This window comes from Maricaulis sp. (genome assembly GCF_017642925.1).
Classification (GTDB): domain Bacteria; phylum Pseudomonadota; class Alphaproteobacteria; order Caulobacterales; family Maricaulaceae; genus Maricaulis.
Map to the genome: position 1 here is coordinate 89,639 of NZ_JAEPOL010000013.1, position 22,345 is coordinate 111,983.

Here is a 22,345-nt window from a genome sequence, read left to right on the forward strand (position 1 = left end):
GTGCGCTCGATATGCCGCGCATGACCGATCAAGCGATGAAACCCGTACACGTCGTCGGCGGCGGCATGGCCGGCTCCGAAGCCACCTGGCAGCTCGTGCGCCAGGGCGTCCCCGTCATCCTGCACGAAATGCGCGGCGTGAAGGAAACCGACGCCCACAAGACCGACGGTCTGGCCGAACTGGTCTGTTCCAACTCCTTCCGCTCGGACGATCACCGCACCAATGCGGTCGGTCTGCTGCACGAGGAGATGCGGCGTCTCGGCTCGATCATCCTGGAAGAGGGCGACAATAACCGCCTGCCCGCCGGCGGCGCGCTGGCGGTCGATCGCGATGCCTTTTCCCAGGCCGTCACGAAACGCCTGAGCGAGCATCCGCTGGTCACGATCGAACGCGGCGAGATTGCCGGCCTGCCGCCGGAAGACTGGGACAGTGTGATCATCGCCACCGGCCCCCTCACCTCGGACAGTCTCTCGAAGGCGATCCTGGAGGAGACCGGCGAAGGTGAGCTCGCCTTCTTTGACGCCATCGCGCCGGTGATCCACCGCGAGAGCATCAGCCTGGAGAAGGCCTGGTTCCAGTCGCGCTACGACAAGGGCGAGACGGAGGCGGAGAAGAAAGCCTATCTCAACTGCCCGATGGACAAGGCGCAGTACGAGGCCTTCATCGACGCGCTGCTGGCCGCGCCGAAGACGGAGTTCAAGGAGTGGGAAGCCGACACGCCCTATTTCGATGGCTGCCTGCCGATCGAGGTGATGGCCGAACGCGGCCGCGAGACGCTGCGCCACGGGCCGATGAAACCGGTCGGGCTGACCAATCCGCACAATCCCACCGTAAAGCCCTGGGCCATCGTGCAGCTGCGCCAGGACAACGCTCTGGGCACGCTGTTCAACATGGTCGGTTTCCAGACCAAGATGAAATACGGCGCCCAGACCGACATTTTCCGCATGATCCCCGGTCTGGAAGAGGCCCAGTTCGCGCGCCTCGGCGGCATCCACCGCAACACCTTCCTCAACTCGCCCAAACTGCTCGACAGCCAGCTGCGTCTGAAGTCACAGCCGCGCCTGCGCTTCGCCGGTCAGCTGATCGGCGTGGAAGGGTATGTGGAGAGTGCCGCTATGGGGCTGCTGGCGGGGCGTTATGCTGCCGCTATGCGACACGGACGTCAGCTCGATGCACCGCCTGCGACCACCGCGCTGGGCGCCTTGATCGCCCACGTGACCGGCGGTCATCTGGATGGCGGCAAGGGTTCGTTCCAGCCGATGAATGTCAATTTCGGCCTCTTCCCGCCCATCGCCCAGCCGACCCACGACGCCAACGGAAACCGCATCAAGGGCAAGGCCAAGACCCCGGCCCGCAAGATGGCCCTGAGCGCGCGGGCGCTGGACGACCTCGCCAGCTGGATCCGCGACAGCGAAGCGGGATAATGGCACATCGGTAAGTTGTGCTCGGCCGCGAGCCGCTTTTAAATACCTCCAGCACTGGGGGTAAACATGTCGCGTTTTCGTATACTTGCCGTTCTGGCCATGATCGGCGTTCTGGTGTCCTGCCTGTCGCCTGCACAAGCACGGCAGCCCGGCATCGAGGCCTTTGTGCAAGCACCGAACCTGCGGCACGCCCGGCTGTCACCCGACGGGACCCGGCTGGCTTTCACCACGGAGCAGGACGGCGTTTCGGTTCTGATCGTTCGCGACCTGGCCAGCGGCGAGATCGAGGGCAGCCGTATCGACGAACTGCGCACGCATGGCCTGCGTTGGGCGAATGACCGGATCCTCCTTCTCACAGCCAGCGAGGTGACCGATATCTGGGGGGTGGAGGGCCGGGTCGATTATCGCGCCCTGCTGGCCTTCGACACAGCCGACGGCATGTCCTATCGCCAGCTGCTGCGTCGTTCGAACAGGCTCGGTCTCAATCTCAACCTCGCCGGCATTGCTGGTATCGATACGCAGACGGGACGCCTGATGATCCCCGCCTTCGATGACGACCGGCGGCTCAACCTGCTTTCCGTGGACCCCGCAGAAGGGACGGCCCGGACTGCAGCCCGCGGCAGTCGTGACACACTGGACTGGGTCGTGGATGCGAGCGGCCAGCCGGCAGCGCGTATCGACTATTCCAACAACCGGAACCGTCAGACCCTGCGCATCCCCGGCGAAGGCGGTGGCTGGGCCGCGATCGATCAGGACGAGCGTGAGCGCCCGTCCTATTCCCTGCGCGGCTTCCTGCCCGACGGCCGCCTTGCCGTGTCAACACGCCCGGTTCCCGGCCAGAACGCACCGGACCGGCGGAGCGGGCTGTTCGTCCTGTCGCTGGAGACCGGAGAGCTGGGCGAGACCCTGTTCGAACACGCACAGTATGACTATGTGCGCACCGTCATGGATCCCTACACCAACCTGGTTGTCGGCGTTGCCTGGATCGAGGATTTCGAGCGAACCACCTGGTTCGATCCCGATCTCGCAGCGCGGCAGGATGTGGTAGACGCCTCCCTGCCCGGCCAGAATGCACGGCTGCAAAGCTGGGACCGCAACCGGACCCGCTTCGTTGTTGTTGCGGAGACCGGCGAAATGCCGCCGGTCTATTATCTCTACGACGTCCAGGCACAGTCTATCGACCTGCTTGGCGCTGCCTATCCCGGCATCACACTGGACGTCCTGCAGCCGCGCCAGCATATCCGCTACGAGGCCCGCGACGGCGTCTCTGTCGAGGCCTACCTCACTCAGCCGGAAGGCGAAGGGCCGTTCCCGACCGTTGTTCTGCCGCATGGTGGCCCGGCCGCGCGCGATCGCGGCGGATATGACGATTTCGCGCACTACCTTGCCTCGCAGGGTTATGCCGTGGTCCAGCCGAACTTCCGGGGCTCCTCCGGCTATGGCTATCGATGGCTGGAGGCCGGCTATGGCGAATGGGGAACCGGCGTCATGCAGCACGATCTCAGCGATGCGGTGGATCGTCTCGTCAACGCCGGCATTACCGACCCGGACCGGGTCTGCATCGTCGGCGCGAGCTATGGCGGCTATGCCGCGCTGGCGGGCGTCGCCTTCACACCGGACCTGTATGCCTGCGGCATCTCCGTTGCCGGTGTCAGCGATCTGCCGGACATGATGGGCTATGTGCGCGAGCGTTACGGACCGTCACACTGGATTCTCGACAGCTGGGAACGCCGTCTTTCGGGGGGCGACGAGGCCCGGACACAAGCCGCGCTGCGGGCCGTCTCGCCGGCGGCTCATGCCGAGCGGATAAGCGCGCCGGTTCTGCTGATCCACGGTCGCAATGACACCGTGGTTCCCATCGACCAGAGCCGGATCATGGAACGCGCGCTGCGGCGGGAAAACCGCGACGTCCAGCTGATCACGCTCGATGACGGCGACCACTGGCTGACGAGCACCGAGATGCGCCGCCGCGTTCTGAGCGAGATAGAAGCCTTCCTCGCCGAGCATATCGGACAGGAAACACCGCACTGAAAAGCCTCAGCGTCTTGTGCACAAAGCTACACATAAAGGTTGTATTGCCTGTCCCCCTGTCGTGAACTCCCGGCAGGGACAGAGGGGATTGCCGATGCGTTGTAAGCGTCTTTTTTCGTGGATTGCCGTTTTGTTTGCCGTCAGCAGCAGCGGCGCTCTGGCACAACCGCTCGAAGCTTTTGTCCAGGAGCCGCACATGCGACTGGCCGAGCTTTCGCCGGACGGACGCCATCTGGCCTTCACGACCGAGACCGACGGACGGCTGACACTTGTTGTTCACGACCTTGTCGACCAGCAAGGCCAGTCGGTCGATGTGTCGGAGGTGCGGCCCATCGATCTTCGCTGGGCTGACGACCGCATGCTGCTCCTAATGGCCAGCGATGTGACGGCCTATCTGGGCCTGCGCGGGACGCTCGACTTCAGCGCCATCGTGGCCATCGACACCCAGGACGGCCTGTCGAGCCGGCAATTGCTGCGCAATGTCCGGCGCGCGGCGATCAATTTCAGCGGCGGTCGTCTGGTCGGCCTCGATGCCGATAGTGGACGCATTTTCGTGCCGCTTCTGGACCAGAATTTCGACATCAACCTCATGTCCGTGGACCCCCGGTCCGGCAGTTCCCGCATTGCTTTCCGCGGCAGCCGCTGGACGCGCGACTGGCAGATGGGAGCCGATGGCGAGGTGCTGGCCCGCATCGACTATGCGAGCGAGGTCCAGCGCGAGACTATTCGCGTCCCCGACGGATCAGGCTGGCGTATCATCTCCGAGGAAAACGGCATCGAACGCCCGAGCCTCGGCCTGGCCGGACAGATGCCGGACGGCCGCTTTGCCGTTACCACGACTTTCGCCAATGGATCGGGCCGCCGCGGACTTTATGCCTTCTCGCTGGAAACCGGAGAGATCACGGGGGCGATTTTCGAACATCCTGAATTCGACATCACCGGCGTGATTTCCGATCCCTACACGCAGCAGGTGCTCGGCGTGAGCTGGGATGAAGCTTTTCCGCGGGTCGAATGGTTCGATCCGCGCTTCGCGGAAATCCAGGCGGTGCTGGACCAGGCTGCGGCCGGCCAGAACCCGGCCATTATCAGCTGGTCGCGCGATCTCTCCCGGGTGCTCTTCCTGACACAATCCGAGGCCCAGGCGCCGGTCTACTACCTGTTCGATACGGTGAACCCCGCCATCCATCCGCTTGCCGAGACTCATGCGGGCCTGCCGGCCGGCAGCCTGCGACCGCGCCAGCACATCACCTATCCGGCGCGCGACGGAACCCAGATCGAGGCCTATCTGACCGTGCCGGAAGGCGAAGGGCCTTTCCCGACCGTCCTGCTGCCACATGGCGGGCCGGCCTCCAGAGATACGGGCGGGTTTGACCCGCTTGCGCACTTCCTCGCCTCACGCGGCTATGCCGTGGTCCAGCCGAACTTCCGCGGCTCCGGCGGCTATGGCGATGCCTGGGAATTCGCGGGCCATGGCGAGTGGGGTACGGGCGTGATGCAGCACGACCTTTCCGACGCGGTGGCGGCCCTGACGACGGCCGGCATCGCCGATCCCGCCCGGGTCTGCATCGTGGGCGCCTCCTACGGAGGATATGCTGCTCTGGCCGGCGCAGTCTTCACGCCGGACCTCTACCGTTGCGCGGTCGCCATTGCGGGCGTCAGCGATGTCGAGGAACTCATCGAACTCGTCGAGAACCGCTATGGCCGCCGCCACTGGCTTGGCGCCGCCTGGGCCGATCGCTTTACCGGCGAAGGCGATCAATCCCTCGCAGACGCCATGCGCGCCATCTCGCCCGCCAATTTTGCCGAGAATGCCCAGGCCCCCATCCTGTTGATCCATGGCCGGGACGACAGTGTCGTGCCCTTCTCGCAAAGCCAGATCATGCAGCGGGCCCTGCGCCGGGAGCACAAGGATGTGGAACTTGTGGCCGTTGACAATGGCGACCACTGGCTGACGAGCACGCAGATGCGCCGGGAGGTCTATGGCGCCCTGGAACGCTTCCTCGCCGAACATATCGGCGTTCAGCAATAGCCCGCCACAGCAGGACCTGCCCTACCAGGGCAGGTCCTGGCCGGAGACGTGGAAGAAGCGGCCGGACATCGCCGGATTGCCATAGGCGCGGGCGATCAGGTCCAGCTGGCCTTCCACGCTTTCCTGCACTGTCAGCTGGCCGTTCGGACCGCCCATATCGGTGCGTACCCACCCAGGGTGCAGGATCAGGACGACGATACCGCGATCCGCCAGATCATGGCTGAGCGACTTGCCGATGGCGTTCAGTGCTGCCTTGGAACCACGATAGCCATAGCCGCCGCCGGAGCCGTTGTCGGCAATCGAGCCCATGCGCGAGGACTGCAGGGCAACGACCTTCATCTCCGAAGCCGCCACCTTGTCGGCGAACGCCTCGACCAGGGCCAGCGGCGCGATCGCATTGACCCGGAATTCCAGCGCCATGGCTTCACCGGCCGCGCTGCCGAAGCTGCGCGTTTCCGGCGACATCATGCCGGCATTGGCAAACAGGAGATCAATAGGACCGTCGATTTCAGCGGCCAGGCGTTTCGGCGCGTCAAGATCCGTGGCGTCGTACGCCACCACGTCCAGCTTGCCCTCGCCCTGCGGCAGCGCCTTCAGCTCGCTGGCAGCATCCGGATCGCGCACCGCTGCCGTGACATGCCAGCCCCGCTCCAGCAATTGCCGGGCGTGCTCGAGGCCGAGACCGCGATTGGCACCGGTGATGAGGGCGTGAAACATGTCGTCTTCTCCGTTGTTCCCGATTCAGCGCGACCGTGATGGGCCATCCCGCCCGCGGCTTCAACTCTAGTGCTGCAGCCGGAAATGTCACCGTCCCGTCAGGGACAGCCAGGACAGGCGCAATTGCCGCGGCAGAAGCGGCCGCTCCGGCGCGATCAGGTAGGGATTGTCCGGCAGGGTATCCAGATAGCCGCGCGCCAGGACCGCATAGCCGGTGGCCGGCAGGGCCGCTGCGGGCAAGGCTCCGGCAGCCTTGAGATCGGCCAGCGCCTGTTCGGCAGCGCGACGTACCGGGATCACCGCGCGCTTCACCTTATCCTCGCCCAGGCCCTGCGCCAGCATGGCCGGCGTCGCGCCCGTGTCCGACAGATCGTCACCGCCCACAGGTGCGCGTCCGATCTTCGCGCGTACCGGGAAGGCGCGCAGCAGCCCGGTGAGCCCCCAGGCCCGTCCCGCAGCCTGCAGGATTTCGGGCGCCAGTTCCGCCTCGCACAGGCGCAGGGCGAGGCCCATCAGCCGGCCGGCCGTCGCGTCGACATAATCCAGAAGCGCATCCAGCGACGCATGGGGCCGCGCCGAGATATCGTCGAAACGCGCATCGATCAGCCCCTGCAGCTCCTCGAGGGGAATCATGCCGGTCAGCTCGGCCAGCCCCTCCGTGACGGCGTGGCGGCGGACCTTGGGCGTGTCAGCATACAGGTCGGCGACCGCGTCGTGCCACCAGGTCAGCTTCATCTCGCCGATCATGCCTTCCGAGGTCGCTTCGGCAATCCGCCCGATCTCCTGATTGAAGGCATACAGGGCGAAAAGGCGGGCGCGCACCTGTGCCGGCGCGAACAGCGCTGCAAGGCGCCGGTCCGGGTCCGAGGATTGCAGCATTTTGTCGAAATCAGTGTCCTGCATGCGACTTACCGGTAGACAGAGCCGCCGGCCACACCATATGTCCGGTCATAGAAAGACGGCCGAAAAGGCCAAATAGTGTCCCACCACTGGTCCAACGAGAGGTTCTCATGGCTTTCACCCTGCCCGATCTGCCCTACGCAAAAGATGCGCTGGCTCCCCATATCTCGTCTGAGACGCTGGATTTCCACCATGGCAAACACCACAACGCCTATGTGAACAATCTGAACGGCCTCGTCGAGGGGACCGACATGGCCTCCAAGTCGCTCGAGGACATCATCCAGGACACGGCCGGCACGGCCGACAAGGCCGGCATTTTCAACAATGCCGCCCAGATCTGGAACCATACCTTCTACTGGCAGTCCATGCGCCCCAATGGCGGCGGCGCCCCGACGGGCAAGCTGGCCGAGATGATCGATCGTGATTTCGGCTCCTTCGATGCCTTCAAGGACGCCTTTGCCAAGGCTGGCGCAACGCAGTTCGGCTCAGGCTGGGCCTGGCTGGTGCTGGCTGACGGCAAGCTGGATGTGCGCAAGACGCTGAATGCGGAAACGCCGCTCACCGAAGCCGGCGTGACGCCGCTGCTGACGATGGATGTGTGGGAACACGCCTATTATCTGGACTATCAGAACCGCCGTCCGGACTACATCTCCACCTTCCTCGATCACCTTGTGAACTGGGAATTCGCGGCCGAGAACCTCGCCGCCGCCTGATCCGCCATTTCCCGGCGAATTCGGGGTCGCCAACCCGGCGGCCCCGCCCTAACCTCCCCCTCGGTCGATAATAATCCCGAGGGGGAGTTCTTAATGGCGTTCCGCACCGCTACCGCCGCGCTGGCCCTTGCCGCCTGCGGCTTCACCGCTCATGCCCAAACTGCCGAAGCCGTGCCCGATCCGCGGGCGCTCGGCTTCGATCCTGCCGCCTTCGAAGCGCTGGATGCACGGCTCGATGCCCTCGCTGCAGAACAGGCCCGCCCGGGCTATGCCGCGATCATCGCGCGCCGCGACCGCATCGCCCATATCAGCGAGGCCGGCTTCATCAATATCGAGACCGGTGCGCCCTTCACGGTCGACAGCCCCGTTCGCATCGCCTCGATGAGCAAGCCGGTGACGGCTGTGGCGACGATGATGCTGGTCGAGGACGGCCTGGTAGGGCTGGACGATCCGGTCAGCGATTACATTCCGGCTTTCGCCGATATCGAGGTCGCCGTCAGCCTGATGGCAGACGAGGCGGGCGAGATCCAGACGCGTCCGCCAGAGACCGTCATGACGGTTCGTCACCTCCTCACGCACACGTCCGGCCTGGGCTATATCTTCGAGAACCAGACCGATCTGGGTCGGCTTTATATCGAGAACTCGCTCTATTCCGGCGAGGGCAATCTGGAAGCCCGCATGGAACAGCTGGCTGCCCTGCCGCTCTACAACGATCCCGGCGATACCTGGCAGTATTCCTACGCCAATGACGTGCTGGGCCGCGTGGTCGAGGTCGCCTCGGGCATGCCGCTCGAAGACTATATGGAGACCGAGATCTTCGAGCCGCTGGGCATGCACGCGACCGGTTTCTTCTTCGAGGATGTGAACTTCGACGAAGCCGACATGTCGCCGCTCTACGTGCATGCAGAAGACGGCAGCCTGATCGAATACGCCGAGGCCTTCATGCCGGACTGGGCGTCCGGTGGCGGCGGCCTGGTCTCGACGGCCAGCGACTATATCCGCTTTGCGATGATGCTCGCCAATGACGGCGCCCTGGGCGATGTGCGGATCCTGGAGCCGGAAACGCTGGCCCTCATGGCGAGCCCGCAGGTCACGGCCGAGCAGCTGGGCGAGAGCTGGCAGGGCCGTAGCTACGGCTTTGGTGTCGATGTGGTCCTGCCGCCGGCCGAGGGTGCCGACCCGGCGGGTGTTCCCGGCGATTTCAGCTGGGGCGGGATGTTCGATACCGACTTCTTCATCAGCCCGGCCACCGATGTCAGCGCCGTGATCATGACGCAGATCCAGCCTGGTCCTTATCGCGCAGAGCCGCGCACCAGCGCCGTCTTCCGCCCGATGGTCTATGCGAGCTTCGCCTTCGACTGACAAAGTGCAGAACCCGCGCGACGGAGATGCCGGACAGCGGCGTTGAACAGGCGAGACGGACGCCCCTCCCTGTTCCCCTGTCCGTCTCGCTCACATGTCCCCCCTGACATGTCACAGGGCCCGCCGATGGCGGGCCCTGTTTGTGTCCGGAATACTGCGGGAGACGATACTCTACTGGTCGGAGCTCTCGCCGCTGTCGCGTTGCACCTGCGTGAAGAGCAGGAGCGGCGATGCCACGAAGATCGAGGAATAGGTACCGATCACGATGCCCCAGATCATCGCGAAGGCGAAGCCTTCCAGCGATGCTCCGCCGATCAGGTAGAGCGAGATCAGCGCGACCAGCGTGGTCGCCGAGGTCAGGATGGTGCGCGACAGCGTGTCATTGATCGACAGGTTGAGCACTTCCGGAAGCGGCATCTTCTTGTACTTGCGAAGATTCTCCCGGATCCGGTCATACACGACCACGGTGTCGTTCATTGAGTAGCCGACAATCGTCAGGATCGCCGCCACCGTCGCGAGGTCGAAGGTCATCTGGGTGACCGAGAACATGCCGACCGTCGCGATCACGTCGTGGATCAGGGCGACGATGGCGCCGACCGAATACTGCCACTCGAAGCGGAACCAGATGTAGATCAGCATCAGGAAGAGCGCGACGCCGATCGCGGTGAAGCCTGTCACCACCAGCTCGCCGGAAACAGCACCGCCGATGACAGTCGTTCCGCGCAGCTGCGCATCCGGGAAGTTCTCGGCGATGGCGGCTTCCAGCGTTTCGCGCGCAGCCTGGTTGGCGCGTTCCGCTTCCGCGCCCTCGCCCGGCTGCAGCGGCAGGGCGATCAGGATCGTGTGGCGGGCCTCCAGCGAATTGCCGGCCTCCTGGATACGCGGTTCACCGAGCTCCAGCGCCGACACGACGGTCCGCACGTCCTCGATCGAGGTTTCCGGCGCCGTTTCGACTTCGGTCTGGATACCGCCGCGGAAATCGATACCGAAATTGATGCCGACATTGGCGAACTCGAACAGCGAGAACAGCAGCACGAGTGCCGACAGGCCGAGCGCAAAGAAGCGCATGCGGATGAAGGGGACATTGCCGGTGACCGGCAGGTATTTGACGAGAGCAAGCGACATCTCAGCCTCCCTTACAGCGGCAGCGACTTGGGCTTGAATGCCCGAAGCCAGAGAACCGCCAGCAGGCGGGAGAACACGAAGGCGGTGAAGACCGACGTCACAATGCCGACCCCCAGTGTCACGGCAAAGCCGCGTACCGGACCGGCCCCGAGCATGAACAGTACGGCCGCCGCAATGAAGGTGGTGATGTTGGCATCGAGGATCGCCGCCAGGGCCCGCTCATAGCCGGCCTGGATGGCATTGGCCGGTGTGCGCCCGTGCCGGCTCTCTTCGCGTATGCGCTCGAAGATCAGCACGTTGGCGTCGACCGCCATACCGATGGTCAGGATGATGCCGGCAATGCCCGGCAGGGTGAGCGTCATGCCCAGCCCGGACAGGCCGCCCAGGATCAGCACCACATTGACCAGCAGGGCGAGCGTCGAGAAGACGCCGAAAATGCCATAGGCCGCCAGCATGAAGACGATCACGGCCGCAAAGCCGATGACGATTGCCAGCGTTCCGCTTTCGATCTGGTCGCGGCCGAGGCTGGCGCTGACGGTGCGCTGTTCCACAGGCGTGAGCGTGGCCGGCAGGGCGCCGGCATTGAGCAGGATGACCAGCTGCGATGCCGTCTCGTAGGTATAGCCGCCACCGATGACACCGGAACCGCCAAGGATCGGCTCATTGATCCGCGGCGCGGTGATGATCTCGTTGTCCAGCACAATGGCGAACTGGCGGCCGCGATTGTTGCGGGTCACATCACCGAAGATCAGCGCGCCCTGCGTATCCAGCCGGAAGCCGACCACCGGACCGACATAGCTGGGATGCTGCGTGACGTTCGACTGGGTGAGGTTCTCACCAGTCAGCAGCTGTCGTGTCTCCACCGCGAGATACTGCACCGGCTGGGTATTGGCGACCGGATAGATCGTCCGTCCCGGCGGCGTGCGCGCCTGGCCGTTCGGTCCCGGATTGATGGTGTTGTCGACCAGGTGGAAGCTCAACGCAGCCTGCGTCCCCACCAGATCGATGATTTCCTGCGGATCGTCGGCGCCGGGCACCTGGACCATGACGCGATCGGCGCCGGAGCGGGCGATCGTCGGGTCCGTCGTGCCCAGACCGTCGAGACGACGGCGGATCACCGTGATCGACTGGCTCAGCGTGCGCTGGCGGATCGCGGTGAACTGCTCGTCCGTCACGGAAATGCGGATCGCGCTGGGATCCTCGCCATCGCGCTGCATGTCGTACATCTGCGCCAGGCCGGGCTGACCCAGTTCGGTGGTCACCGGGCCGTTGAGCTCGCGCAGACGCTCGAACGCCTCGTCACGCTGTTCCTCGCGGATCATCAGGACGACGACTTCCTCGCCCACCACCGCGACGGAGCGCGGCAGGAGCGGCGGATCGTTGCGAAGCGTCTGGCGGACATCGGCTGCCAGGCTTTCCAGCTGGGCCGTGCGCACCTCGTTCATGTCGACTTCGAAGACGATGTAGGAACCGCCCTGAAGGTCGAGACCGAGATTGATGGTGCTGCTGGGGATGTAGCGCCAGATCCCGCGCGGTTCGCGACTGCCGTCCGCCTCGTTGATCTGGTAGCGCACCGTTTCGGGCACCAGGTTCGGCAGGGTGTAGAGCGCCCCGGCCAGAACCACGAGAAGAATGGTGAGGAGTTTCCAGCGCCCGAAATGCAGCATGACGCGCGGCCTTTTCAGCTAGACGGTCTGAAGATCAGTCGGACTTGGCGTCGTTGGCCGGCTTCGGCTCGGGACGTCCGCGCACCGTGGCGATGGTCTGGCGAACGACGCGCACCTTCACGCCTTCGGACAGCTCGATCGTGACTTCCTCGTCGGCGACCTTGGCGATCTTGCCGATCAGGCCGCCCTGGGTGATGACCTCGTCACCACGCTTGAGGCCTTCCACCATTTCCCGGTGTTCCTTGGCGCGCTTTTGCTGCGGGCGGATGAGAAGGAAATAGAACACCAGGCCCATGAGGATGAGCATGGGGATCGGAGAGGCGAGAAAGGCTTCCATGATAACGCAAAGACCCCGGATGGCTGGGCGACGGGGACCGGCTGGACCACCCGCGCCAGGAAAAGATTAGCGCGGGACTATATCGGTGCAGGGCTGTGTTGCAACAAGGCCTGACTGTAACCGGCCTGTCCGGCGGTCATCGCAGGTAGTTCATCGGGTCCACGGGATTGACGCCGTTGCGGATCTCGAAATGCACCTGCGGCCTGTCGACCGAGCCGGTCGAACCGGCTTCGGCGATGACCTGCCCCTGGCTGACCTGGTCGCCCTCGCTGACAAGCAGCCGGGAATTATGGGCGTAGGCTGTGACAAAACCGCCCGTATGACGCACCAGCACGAGCTGACCATAGCCGGCCAGCTCACTGCCGGCATAGACGACCTGGCCTGCGGCGGCAGCACGGACGCTTTCGCCGGCACGCGCAGCGATATTGATGCCGTCATTGCGGCCACCATCGGGCTTGTTGCCAAAGCTGGAAAGGACCGATCCGCGCACGGGCCAGTCGAACCGGGGCGTGCCGGAGGTGGCCGGCGGGCGGCGCTGCTCGGGCGGCGGCGACGCCGCGGTCGAGCGGGAACTGGCCGACGGATCGCGGCTGGCCAGATTGACCACCGTCGCCCCCTGCGGCAGCCGGATCTGCTGGCCGACTTCCAGATTGTAGGGCGCAGAAATACCGTTGTGGGCGGCCAGCTGCTGGAACGGAATGCCATAGCGCAGGCCGATCCGGTAGAGGTTCTCGCCACGCTGCACGACATGCATCAGCGGCCGCGGCATCGACAGGACCTGCCCGACATTCAGCGTGTAGGGCCGGTAGAGACTGTTGGCTGCCGCCAGCTCCTCCATCGGCACGCTGCACATCACCGCAATCTCGGACAGGGTGTCACCACGCTGCACCGTGTAAGCGCTGCCGCAATCGCGCGGCGTCACCCGTGCCGGCGGCGTGGGGCGCGTGTTGGCACTGGTAGGATAGCGGTTCTCGACGCGTGCCGGTTCGCGCGGCGTTGTCGCGCAGGCGGCAAGCCCCGCGCACAGGGCCGCAATCAGGCAAGTCATTGTCGAAAGACGCATCGCGAGAATCCAGCTCCTGAATCGAACCGCGCCATCAATCCATGACAACGCTTAACCGCCAGTTATCCAAGGCTTCGGTTCAACCCCTGACGGCAACTATTATGGACGCCCCATCGCGAGCGTCCAGACTTGCCTGACAATGCGGCGGAAAATGGGGCGAAAAAGCGGGTACGACTGTGATCGGCACGTCACAGATCAGAGCGCCCTCGCCTCGCCCTTCACAAGCGGCACGAAACGCACATCCATCAGATCCGTTTCGACGATATTATCGCCCTCGCGCACATAGCGCACCAGCACCTGTTTGATGTCCCGATCGACCGGTGCCACCGCGATACCGCCATCCTTGAGCTGCTCGAGAATCGCGTCCGGACGCTGCGGCGCGGATGCCGTCAGGATGATGCGATCGAACGGTGCCTGCTCCGGCCAGCCCTGCGTACCGTCGCCGATCCGGGTGACGATATTGGTCAGCCGCAAGGCCTCGAACCGCGCCTCGGCCTCGCGCGACAGCGTGCGATAGCGTTCGACCGTGTAGACCCGCCGCGCCAGCCGGGCGAGCACGGCCGCCTGGTAGCCCGACCCCGTCCCGATCTCCAGCACCTTGCAGCGATCGTCCAGCTTCAGGGCCTGCGTCATCAGGGCGACGATCAGCGGTTGGGAGATGGTCTGGCCGCAGTCGATCGGCAGCGCCCGGTCGTCATAGGCCTGGTCGCCGAACCGGTCGGGCACGAAGAGATGGCGGGGCGTGCGCTCGAGCGCGCCCATCACCTTCGCGTCGGTCACACCACCGCCACGCAGGCTCATGACCAGCTGGATCATGCGCGGATCGGGCAGGTTCATCGGATCGTCCCTTCGATGCCGTGCGGTTGCGCGCAAGCGGCTCAGCTCTTCGGCGGAACCCCGCCGAGCATCCGCTTCAGATTGCCCAGAGTTTCGCCGTGCGTGAGGTCCATGTGAAGGGGGGTGACGGAAATCTTGCCGTCATAGACTGCCTTCAGGTCCACGCCTTCCGGCGGATTGGACAGGATACCCTTGAAGGCAAGCCAGTAGTAATCCATGCCGCGCGGGTCGGTGCGGTGCTCGGCGTGCAGGATGTGCTGATCGCGGCGGCCCTGGCGGGTCACCTCGACCTCGGTCACATCCTCCGGCTTGCGGTCGGGGAAGTTGATATTGATCAGCACGTCCTCGGGCCATTTCAGATCGAACAGACGGCGCAGGATCGGCGCACCGTAGAGTTCAGCCGTCTCCCACTCGATCGGATCGCCCTTCTTGAAGCCATAGGCCTGCGACAGCGCGACCGAGGGGATGCCCAGCTGCATGCCCTGCATCGCACCGGCGACCGTGCCCGAAAAGGTCACGTCCTCGGCGATGTTCTGGCCGCGATTGACGCCGGACAGCACCAGATCCGGCTTCTTGCCCGGGATGATGTCCTGCACGCCCATCAGCACGCAGTCGGTCGGCGTACCGGAGACGGAGAAACGCCGCTCGTCATACTGGCGCACGCGCAGCGGCGAATGCAGGGTCAGCGAGCGCCCGGCACCGGACTGTTCCTCGGCCGGCGCCACAATCCACACATCGTCCGACAGATCCCGCGCGATCTTCTCCAGCACTTTGAGCCCGTGGGCCCGGATGCCGTCATCATTGGTGAGCAGAATACGCGGATTGTCAGGGATCATGGGCTGGGCGTCCTTCGGCTTTCTTTCGGTCGCTTCTAGGGGGTTCCCGGCAAGGCGGCAATCAATGCATCAGTTTCGCGATCACATTCCCGCCAGACGGAACGTTTCACGAACGCATATTTCGTGATATCACAGGCAAAGATATTCAGGAGTCGATCATGGGCCAGCCCCGCGAACATTTTTCCGCCGATCTCGACGCCGCCCAGCTCGCCGAGCTGAAAGCGCTCGCCGAAGCGGAAGGGCGCGAGCTCCGGGTGCTGGTCGATGAGGCGATTGCCGGGCTGCTGGCCCAGAAGCGCGCGCCGGAAGCTCAGCCCGGCGTTGCGGAGCTGCTGGACCAGTCGATACTGAAATACGACAAGCTCTACCGGAAGCTTGCCGAGTGACCCGCACCTATTTGACGAAACAGAGTGTCCTGTTCATTCACAGGCGTCAGATCGAGATGTTTGGCGGCAGCGACGGCCTCCGGGACGAAGCGGGGCTTGAGTCGCCCACAGACGGGCTACTACGTCGACTTGATCGCGGAGGCCGCCGCGCTGTGGGAGAGCCTTTCGCAGAATCATCCCTTTATCGACGGGAACAAGCGAACAGCTTTCTCGTCCGTCGACATCTTCCTCAGTCTGAATGGTCTGGAGATCACGGTTTCCGTCGACGAGTCTATCGACTTCATCCTCGGTCTCTACGACACTGGGGAGTTCCGCTTCGAGAAGCTAGAGCCCTGGCTGCGGGCGCATACCGCAACGCGCTAAATCATGGGGACGTGTACCTGCGGTACGCGTCCCCGGAAGACTTCCCTGTCCCCCTTTCCTCCCCAACGTGAGTTGGGAAGGTGGATCGCCGCAATGCGGCGAGACGGAGGGGCCGCTGGAGCGAAGCGCAGGCGGAATGTCTAATCAGGCTCGGCCGCGCCCCGTTCAACCCGATGCTCCGCATCGCCCGACTTCCCCACGTGCCGCGGGGAAGAAAACGATCAGCCGATCCGTTCCACTCCGCCCATATACGGACGCAGAACGTCCGGCACGGTGATCGAACCGTCGGCGTTCTGGTAATTCTCCATCACCGCCAGCAGGGCGCGGCCCGTCGCCACGCCGGAACCGTTCAGCGTGTGCAGGAAGAGCGGACGCTTTTCGCCCTCCTTGCGGAAGCGGGCATTCATGCGTCGTGCCTGGAAGTCGCCGCAGTTCGAGCAGGACGAGATTTCGCGATAGTTCCTCTGGCTCGGCACCCAGACTTCCAGGTCATAGGTGCGCTTGGCCGAGAAGCCCATATCGCCCGAACACAGCAGCATCACGCGGTAGGGCAGGCCCAGCAGCTGCAGCACCTTTTCCGCACAGCCGGTCATGCGCTCCAGCTCGCCCGCACTTTCGTCGGGCGTCGCGATCGCCACCATTTCCACCTTGTGGAACTGGTGCATGCGGATCATGCCGCGCGTGTCGCGGCCGGCCGAACCGGCCTCGGCCCTGAAGCACGGCGTATGTGCTGTCATGCGCATCGGCAGCGCACTTTCCGAATGGATCGCCTCGCGCGCCAGATTGGTCAGCGGCACTTCAGCCGTCGGGATCAGCCAACGATGGTCGGTCGTGCGGAAGAGATCGTCGGCGAATTTGGGCAATTGCCCCGTGCCGAACATCGCCTCGTCGCGCACCATGTAGGGCGGCGAGACTTCCAGATAGCCATGCTCGGACGTGTGCAGATCGAGCATGAATTGCGCGAGTGCACGCTCCAGGCGCGCCAGCGGGCCCTTGAGCGCCACGAAACGCGCACCCGACAGGGCGGCGGCACCCTCGAAATCCATCTGGCCGAGCCCCTCGCCCAGATCAACGTGATCCTTCGGCTCGAAATCGAATTCGCGCGGTGTGCCCCAGCGGCGCTGTTCGACATTGCCGGCCTCGTCTTCGCCGGCCGGCACGCCCTCTTCGGGCAGATTGGGCAGCGCAGCGAGATGCTGGCTCAGCGTCTCGTCGAAATGGCGCGCCTGCTGACCGGCTTCTTCCAGCACGATCTTGAGGCGGTCGACTTCGCTGCGCAGACGGTTGAATTCGTCCTCATCGCCCGAGGCCTTCGCCTTGCCGATCTGCTTGGACAGTGCATTGCGCTCAGTCTCGGCTTCCTGCTGCCTGGTCAGGGCTTCGCGGCGCTGTGTGTCCAGGGCGACCAGCTGGGAGGATTGCGGTTCCAGGCCGCGCAGGGCGAGGCCCTGGTCGAAAGCTTCGGGATTGTCGCGAACGAGCTTGATATCGTGCATGGCTGGAACCGTTGTCTGGAACAGGTGAAAACGCGGCTATAGCCGCGCCCGGGCGCGGCGTAAACCGGATCAGGAGGCAGAGGCGTCTTCGTCCTCGCCGTGCTCTTTCGGTTCCATCAGGTGCATCGCCCCGATCGACACGAAGTAGAGCAGCAGGAGTGCACCGCCGAGCATGATCTGGCTGATCGGATCCGGCGGCGTCGCAAAGGCGGCGAAGAGCGCGATACCGACCACCGCGAAACGCCAGCCTTTCAGCAGGGTCTGTGCCCGCAGGATGCCCGCCTTGGCCAGCAGCATCAGGAAAACCGGCATCTGGAAGGAAATCCCGAACACCAGCATGAGCGTGGTGATCAGGTTCATGTAATCGGACACGTTCAGCAGCAGCTCGATCCGTGTGCCCGCGAGCTCCGGCACCTGTTCCTGACCCAGCGAGAAGCGCATCACCATGGGCAGGACGAAATAGTAGACGAAGGCCACACCGATGCCGAACAGCAGCGGCGACAGCGCCAGGAAAGGCGCGAAGGCGCCGCGCTCATTCTTGTAGAGGCCGGGCGCGACGAAGCCGTAGACCTGCCAGGCGATGACCGGGAAGATGACAATGATCGCGCCGACCAGCGAGAGCTTCAGGCGCACGAAGAAGAATTCCAGCGGCGCGAAGAAATTCGCCGTCAGGTTCAGCTCCTCCACCGGCACGCCCCGCACGGCCGCGGCAGCATCGCGATAGGGGATGAGCAGTAGCTGGTAGAGCTGGCTGGAGAAGATGAAACAGGTGATGAAGCCGACCGTCAGGCAGGCAATGATGATGATCAGCCGCGAGCGCAGTTCGATCAGGTGGTCGATCAGCGGTGCCCGGCTCGCCTCGACTTCATCGTCCTCGACATGACCCATGGCGGCTAACCGTCACCCCGTTCCGGCAGGCTGGCCGGCTTGTCCGACTGCGCCGCGGCGATCTTCTGCCGGCGCACCTCGTCGTCGCCGAAGCGCGCTTCATAGGCGACCTTGTCGACCTCGCCGCGGATTTCCTCGACCGGGTTGGACTTCTTCAGCGCCTCGATTTCCTTGCGCAGCTCGGCGAGCTCGGTCTCGCGGCCGATTTCCTCGAAGGAGTTCTGGAAGTCCTTCGCCATGGCGCGCATCTGGGCCATCATCTGGCCGACCTTGCGCATCATCACAGGCAGCTGTTGCGGCCCGACGACAACAAGCGCCAGCACCAGAACCACCAACAGTTCCGGCATGCCGATGCCGGGGCTCATCGCCTAGCTCCCGGTCTTTTCGTCGTCGCGGGTTTCGCTGCCGATCGAGGACGCCTCGTTCGAGGCCGACTGACTGTCGTCCTCATCCTTGAGGCCCTTGCGGAAACTCGTGATACCCTTGGCGAAATCACCCATTACGGAAGCGATCTTACCGCGCCCGCCAAACAGCAGAACGGCGAGCAGGACGACCAGCAGGATTTGCCACATACCCGGAGCCATATGCCCCTCCGACTTGAAGAACTCGTTCTGATCTACTGCGTTTGCTGCGCTGCGTCCAATCCCGGCATCAGGCGGCGCCGTCCGGATCGTCGTCGCTTTCCATGAAGTCGACATGGAAGGCGTGAATTTCCTCGTCGTCCAGCGGATCCTCGATCAATTCGGGTTGTTCGACGCGTGAGGGATCGGGTACGGTGAAATCGGGCGGCAGGCGGGCATCGAGCAGGCCGGCGGCCTTCAGGTCGGCCATGCCGGGCAGGTCGCCGATCGTCGACAGCGAGAAATATTCAAGAAACTGCAAGGTGGTGCCGTAGGTGATCGGGCGGCCCGGCGTGCGGCGGCGGCCGCGCGGCCGGATCCAGCGCAGTTCGAACAGGAGGTCCAGCGTGCCCTTGGACACGGCAACACCGCGGATCTCCTCGATCTCGGCCCGCGTCACCGGCTGGTGATAGGCGATAATGGACAGGGTCTCCAGGGCTGCCTGGGACAGTTTGCGCGGTTCCTGGCGGACTTCGGTGAGCACATCGGCAAGGTCGGGCGCCGTTTCGAAACGCCAGCGCCCGCCGACTTCCGTCAGCCGCACACCGCGCTCCTCGTATTCGGCAGCCAGCGTCGCCAGCAGGACCTGGATATTCGCCTCGAGCGGCAAACGTCCGATCAGGGTCTCCTCGTCCAGCGGCTCGTTGGCGGCGAACAGAAGGGCTTCGAGAATGCGCAGATTCTGGCGCTCGGTGTTCACCGCCAGATGTACGCCCAGCGCCTTGGACGCCTCGTCATCCGCCAGCACGGACGGCCCCTGCCGGTCCGCGCGTTCGCGCAGCGCCGCGATCGCATCGGAAATCGCGTCGCCGGTCTTGCCGTCTTCGTCGTCAGTCATGCTCTGCGTTGTCCCCGGCCGCCCGAACGTAGAGCGGGGCATAGGCCTCGCGCTGACGCAATCGTGCATGGCCTTCCTTGGTGATTTCAAGGGCGGCCAGCATTGAACTGGCCCGCACGGAGCGCAGGGGCGGTGGATTGGCGCCCAATTCCCCCATATCCGGCAACAGGGTATCCAGATCCCGCCAGTCGCGGATTTCCGGCATCAGCTTGTCCAGCCGCTGGCGAGCGGTATCGAGCTGGTAGACCCGCGGCGATGGCGGCCGGTAGGACGAGCGCGCCTGCCGGATCCGGCGGCGCGAATAGGCCGACAGGAGATCGTGCAGGTCGGCCTCGTAGATCACCGAGCGGGTTGAGCGCACACCATCCGGCTGCCCGCCGGGATGCACATCCGTGTGCAAGAGTGGCTGGGCGAACAGGGCTTCCCCGGCGGCGCGCATGGCTTCCAGACGCCGCAGACGGAAGGCCAGCGCCGCGGCCATGACCTCGGCCGGCGCCTCGTCCTCATCCTTCTTGGGCTTGGGCAGCAGCATTTTCGATTTCAGGAAAGCCAGCCAGGCCGCCATCACCAGATAGTCGGCCGCCAGGTCGAGCCGGCGGCGGCGCGCTGCTTCCATGAATTGCAGATACTGTTCGGCCAGTTCCAGGATCGAGATCCGGGCGAGATCGACCTTGCGCTTGCGGGCGAGAGCCAGGAGCAGGTGGAGCGGACCTTCGAAACCGTCCAGATCGACGATCAGGGCGTCGGCTTCCGCCTCTTCGGCGGCTTCAAACCGGACGTCCTCCTCGAACTCCTCGATCAAGTTTCGCTCCGACACGTAAGCCGCCCCGCTAGCCTGTGACAGGTTCAAGCAAGGCATTCAGCCGCGATTCGGCGTCCTGCGGGTCGAATTCTTCGATCGTCCCGCGCGCCGCGGCGGCGGCATCGGCCCGTTCCAGGCGCTTGCCGTCCAGCCTCGCAGCCCCTTCGGCGACAGCCTTCATCTCCGCCATGTCTCCATTGCAGTGGAGCAGCATATCACATCCGGCCTTCAAGGACCGCTCACCACGCTCGCGGAACGTCCCCTCCAGCGCCTTCATCGACAGATCGTCGGTCATCAGGAGACCGTCAAAACCGATCTCGCCGCGGATCACCTTTTCAACGACCTCGCGCGACTGGGTCGCCGGGGCGCTGTCATCGATGTCGGCGTAGACGATGTGGGCCGTCATCGCCATCGGCGCATCGTTCAGGGCCTTGAAGGGCGCAAAATCGGTCTCCGCCAGCAGGCCGTGCTCTTCCGGCACGACGGGCAATTCCAGATGGCTGTCGGCCTTCGCCCGGCCATGACCGGGAATATGCTTGATGATCGGAGCGACACCGCCCGCCATCAGCCCTTCCATCGCGGCGCGGCCGAGATGGGCAATGGGTTCCGGCGTCGTCCCGAAGGCGCGATCGCCGATGATGGCATCGGCGCCTTCGATGCGCAGGTCGGCGACGGGCGCACAATCAACATCGATCCCGACCGCGCGCAGCTCGTGCGCGAGCAGGCGATGATTGAGCCGCGTCGCCTCGATCGCGGCTTCCTCGTCCCTGAGATAAAGATCGGCGAAACGCTGGGCCGCAGGAGCTGCCCGCCAGGTTGGCGGTTTCAGACGCGCCACGCGCCCGCCTTCCTGGTCGATCAGGATCGGGGCATCCCGGCCGACGCAATCGCGCAGCTCCAGCGTCAGACGAGACAGCTGGCGCACGCCTTCGACATTGCGGGCGAACAGGATGAAGCCCCAGGGGTCGGCATCGCGGAAGAAGGCCTTTTCTTCCGGATCGAGCGTCAGGCCGGCCAGGCCATAGATCGCCGAGGACACGCCGCTCATCGGCGCGCCACCAGGCAGTCCTGTCCGCGCCCCTGCAGGGTCGAGCAGAAGCTGACCGCATCATCGCGCGTCTCGAAGGCCGCGATGCGCAGGCGGTGATAAGTGCCGCGATTGGGAATCTCGACCTGCGCCACATCCGGCGCCAGGCCCGACGCGATATCGGAAAAGCGTGTGCGGAAGGCGACCCAGGCCGCTTCGGCGTCGGCTTCGCTGCGGAAGGCGGCAATCTGGACCACCCAGTCGCCATTGCGGTTCACTGCCGGGGCCGTCTGAGCCGGTGCGGGTTCGGGTCGGGTTTCCGCCGGGGCGGCGGGTTCCGGATCGCGCGTAGCAGGCTCGGGCTCCGGCTCGCTCTGCGCCGGTGCGGTTTCCTGCGGCTCGGGATCGGGCTGGGTCTCGGCCGGACGCTCGGGCGCCGGGCGCGGCGTGACGTCCTCGCCGGTCTCGTCGGCATCGACCGTCTCGACCCGCAGGGCCGGACGGCTGTCCTCGATCGGCTCTTCCGGTGCCGGGCGCAGGGAGACCGGACCGTCCCCCTCATCGCTGTCGCCGGTCAGGCGGTCATAGACTTCCAGATCGGTGTCCGGCGTCTCCTCGCCGCCCGGATCGGCCGGACGTTCGCGATAGGGCTCTTCGTTCGGAACAAGGCGCGGTGCGCCATCACGGCCGCTTTCGCGCAGACCCTGATTATAGGCGCTCCAGACGACACCGAGGAACAGGATGAACACCGCCAGCGCTGCCGTCAGCAGCAGCGGGCCGCGGCGCGCGTCTTCCTCGCGCGCATCGAAAGTGGAGAACTCGTCCGCTGGCGGGGCATAGGCGCCGATGCGGCTGTCATCATCCTTGTCGGTCATCGTGCTCTG

At 64.8% G+C, this 22,345-nt stretch carries 23 protein-coding genes; 7 read left to right on the forward strand and 16 right to left on the reverse strand.

The features are described from left to right. Positions 1-11: 11 nt before the first annotated feature. The 3 genes from trmFO to JJ918_RS11970 all read left to right on the forward strand — a co-directional run bounded on the left by trmFO (position 12) and on the right by JJ918_RS11970 (position 5,484). On the forward strand, positions 12-1,424 hold the full coding sequence (trmFO, locus tag JJ918_RS11960) for a methylenetetrahydrofolate--tRNA-(uracil(54)-C(5))-methyltransferase (FADH(2)-oxidizing) TrmFO (RefSeq protein WP_367277700.1): 1,413 nt from the start codon (positions 12-14) through the stop codon (positions 1,422-1,424). A gap of 66 nt (positions 1,425-1,490) precedes the next feature. Continuing rightward, the gene (locus JJ918_RS11965) at positions 1,491-3,455 is read left to right on the forward strand and encodes a S9 family peptidase (RefSeq protein ID WP_291887526.1); all 1,965 of its coding nucleotides are present in this window, start codon (positions 1,491-1,493) and stop codon (positions 3,453-3,455) included. Positions 3,456-3,651: 196 nt separating this feature from the next. Beyond that, positions 3,652-5,484 carry an alpha/beta fold hydrolase gene (locus JJ918_RS11970; protein WP_291887528.1) on the forward strand — a complete coding sequence of 611 codons (1,833 nt, stop codon included), beginning with the start codon at positions 3,652-3,654 and terminating at the stop codon, positions 5,482-5,484. A 21-nt stretch (positions 5,485-5,505) separates the two neighbouring features. Here JJ918_RS11970 and JJ918_RS11975 read toward each other — a convergent pair whose 3' ends face one another. Together JJ918_RS11975 and JJ918_RS11980 are read right to left on the reverse strand one after the other, a co-directional pair. Beyond that, entirely contained in the window at positions 5,506-6,201 is a 696-nt protein-coding gene (locus tag JJ918_RS11975) for an SDR family oxidoreductase (RefSeq protein ID WP_291887531.1), read from the reverse strand. Between the two features lie 87 nt (positions 6,202-6,288). After that, positions 6,289-7,104 (reverse strand): squalene/phytoene synthase family protein, encoded by an 816-nt coding sequence (locus JJ918_RS11980; RefSeq protein ID WP_291887534.1) that lies wholly within the window; start codon positions 7,102-7,104, stop codon positions 6,289-6,291. Between the two features lie 107 nt (positions 7,105-7,211). Between JJ918_RS11980 and JJ918_RS11985 the strand changes: the two genes are divergently transcribed. Next, positions 7,212-7,814, forward strand: a complete 603-nt coding sequence (locus JJ918_RS11985) for a superoxide dismutase (RefSeq protein WP_291887537.1) — start codon at positions 7,212-7,214, stop codon at positions 7,812-7,814. A 93-nt stretch (positions 7,815-7,907) separates the two neighbouring features. Continuing rightward, on the forward strand, positions 7,908-9,176 hold the full coding sequence (locus tag JJ918_RS11990) for a serine hydrolase (protein ID WP_291887540.1): 1,269 nt from the start codon (positions 7,908-7,910) through the stop codon (positions 9,174-9,176). A gap of 171 nt (positions 9,177-9,347) precedes the next feature. Here JJ918_RS11990 and secF read toward each other — a convergent pair whose 3' ends face one another. From secF to surE, 6 genes are all read right to left on the reverse strand, one after another. Beyond that, entirely contained in the window at positions 9,348-10,301 is a 954-nt protein-coding gene (gene secF / locus JJ918_RS11995; protein WP_291887542.1) for a protein translocase subunit SecF, read from the reverse strand. 11 nt (positions 10,302-10,312) lie between these two features. Then, a complete protein-coding gene (gene secD / locus JJ918_RS12000; RefSeq protein ID WP_291887543.1) occupies positions 10,313-11,968 on the reverse strand; it encodes a protein translocase subunit SecD in 1,656 nt (551 codons plus the stop codon). A gap of 34 nt (positions 11,969-12,002) precedes the next feature. After that, positions 12,003-12,305: a preprotein translocase subunit YajC gene (yajC, locus tag JJ918_RS12005; protein WP_271185200.1), complete on the reverse strand. Its 303-nt coding sequence runs from the start codon at positions 12,303-12,305 to the stop codon at positions 12,003-12,005. Between the two features lie 136 nt (positions 12,306-12,441). Then, the gene (locus JJ918_RS12010) at positions 12,442-13,368 is read right to left on the reverse strand and encodes a M23 family metallopeptidase (RefSeq protein ID WP_291887547.1); all 927 of its coding nucleotides are present in this window, start codon (positions 13,366-13,368) and stop codon (positions 12,442-12,444) included. Between the two features lie 195 nt (positions 13,369-13,563). Beyond that, positions 13,564-14,205, reverse strand: coding sequence for a protein-L-isoaspartate(D-aspartate) O-methyltransferase (locus JJ918_RS12015; protein ID WP_271185198.1), 642 nt, complete (start codon positions 14,203-14,205; stop codon positions 13,564-13,566). A 41-nt stretch (positions 14,206-14,246) separates the two neighbouring features. Beyond that, complete coding sequence (gene surE / locus JJ918_RS12020) at positions 14,247-15,041, reverse strand: 5'/3'-nucleotidase SurE (RefSeq protein WP_271185197.1); 795 nt, start codon at positions 15,039-15,041, stop codon at positions 14,247-14,249. Between the two features lie 158 nt (positions 15,042-15,199). Between surE and JJ918_RS12025 the strand changes: the two genes are divergently transcribed. Continuing rightward, positions 15,200-15,427 (forward strand): hypothetical protein, encoded by a 228-nt coding sequence (locus JJ918_RS12025; RefSeq protein WP_291887551.1) that lies wholly within the window; start codon positions 15,200-15,202, stop codon positions 15,425-15,427. Positions 15,428-15,523: 96 nt separating this feature from the next. Next, positions 15,524-15,790 (forward strand): type II toxin-antitoxin system death-on-curing family toxin, encoded by a 267-nt coding sequence (locus JJ918_RS12030; RefSeq protein ID WP_291887554.1) that lies wholly within the window; start codon positions 15,524-15,526, stop codon positions 15,788-15,790. Between the two features lie 221 nt (positions 15,791-16,011). Here the strand turns inward: JJ918_RS12030 and serS are convergent, their stop codons facing one another. From serS to JJ918_RS12070, 8 genes are all read right to left on the reverse strand, one after another. Beyond that, a complete protein-coding gene (serS, locus tag JJ918_RS12035; RefSeq protein WP_291887557.1) occupies positions 16,012-17,286 on the reverse strand; it encodes a serine--tRNA ligase in 1,275 nt (424 codons plus the stop codon). 69 nt (positions 17,287-17,355) lie between these two features. Beyond that, positions 17,356-18,174, reverse strand: a complete 819-nt coding sequence (tatC, locus tag JJ918_RS12040; RefSeq protein ID WP_291887560.1) for a twin-arginine translocase subunit TatC — start codon at positions 18,172-18,174, stop codon at positions 17,356-17,358. Between the two features lie 5 nt (positions 18,175-18,179). After that, on the reverse strand, positions 18,180-18,539 hold the full coding sequence (gene tatB, locus JJ918_RS12045) for a Sec-independent protein translocase protein TatB (RefSeq protein WP_291887563.1): 360 nt from the start codon (positions 18,537-18,539) through the stop codon (positions 18,180-18,182). A 3-nt stretch (positions 18,540-18,542) separates the two neighbouring features. After that, complete coding sequence (locus JJ918_RS12050; RefSeq protein ID WP_291887566.1) at positions 18,543-18,758, reverse strand: twin-arginine translocase TatA/TatE family subunit; 216 nt, start codon at positions 18,756-18,758, stop codon at positions 18,543-18,545. 67 nt (positions 18,759-18,825) lie between these two features. Then, on the reverse strand, positions 18,826-19,632 hold the full coding sequence (scpB, locus tag JJ918_RS12055) for an SMC-Scp complex subunit ScpB (RefSeq protein ID WP_291887568.1): 807 nt from the start codon (positions 19,630-19,632) through the stop codon (positions 18,826-18,828). After that, a complete protein-coding gene (locus JJ918_RS12060) occupies positions 19,625-20,449 on the reverse strand; it encodes a ScpA family protein (RefSeq protein ID WP_291887570.1) in 825 nt (274 codons plus the stop codon). Before JJ918_RS12060 ends, scpB begins: the two co-directional genes overlap by 8 nt. A gap of 13 nt (positions 20,450-20,462) precedes the next feature. After that, positions 20,463-21,482: a beta-N-acetylhexosaminidase gene (nagZ, locus tag JJ918_RS12065; protein ID WP_291887573.1), complete on the reverse strand. Its 1,020-nt coding sequence runs from the start codon at positions 21,480-21,482 to the stop codon at positions 20,463-20,465. Next, the gene (locus tag JJ918_RS12070; RefSeq protein ID WP_291887575.1) at positions 21,479-22,336 is read right to left on the reverse strand and encodes an SPOR domain-containing protein; all 858 of its coding nucleotides are present in this window, start codon (positions 22,334-22,336) and stop codon (positions 21,479-21,481) included. Before JJ918_RS12070 ends, nagZ begins: the two co-directional genes overlap by 4 nt. Between the last annotated feature and the right edge of the window lie 9 nt (positions 22,337-22,345).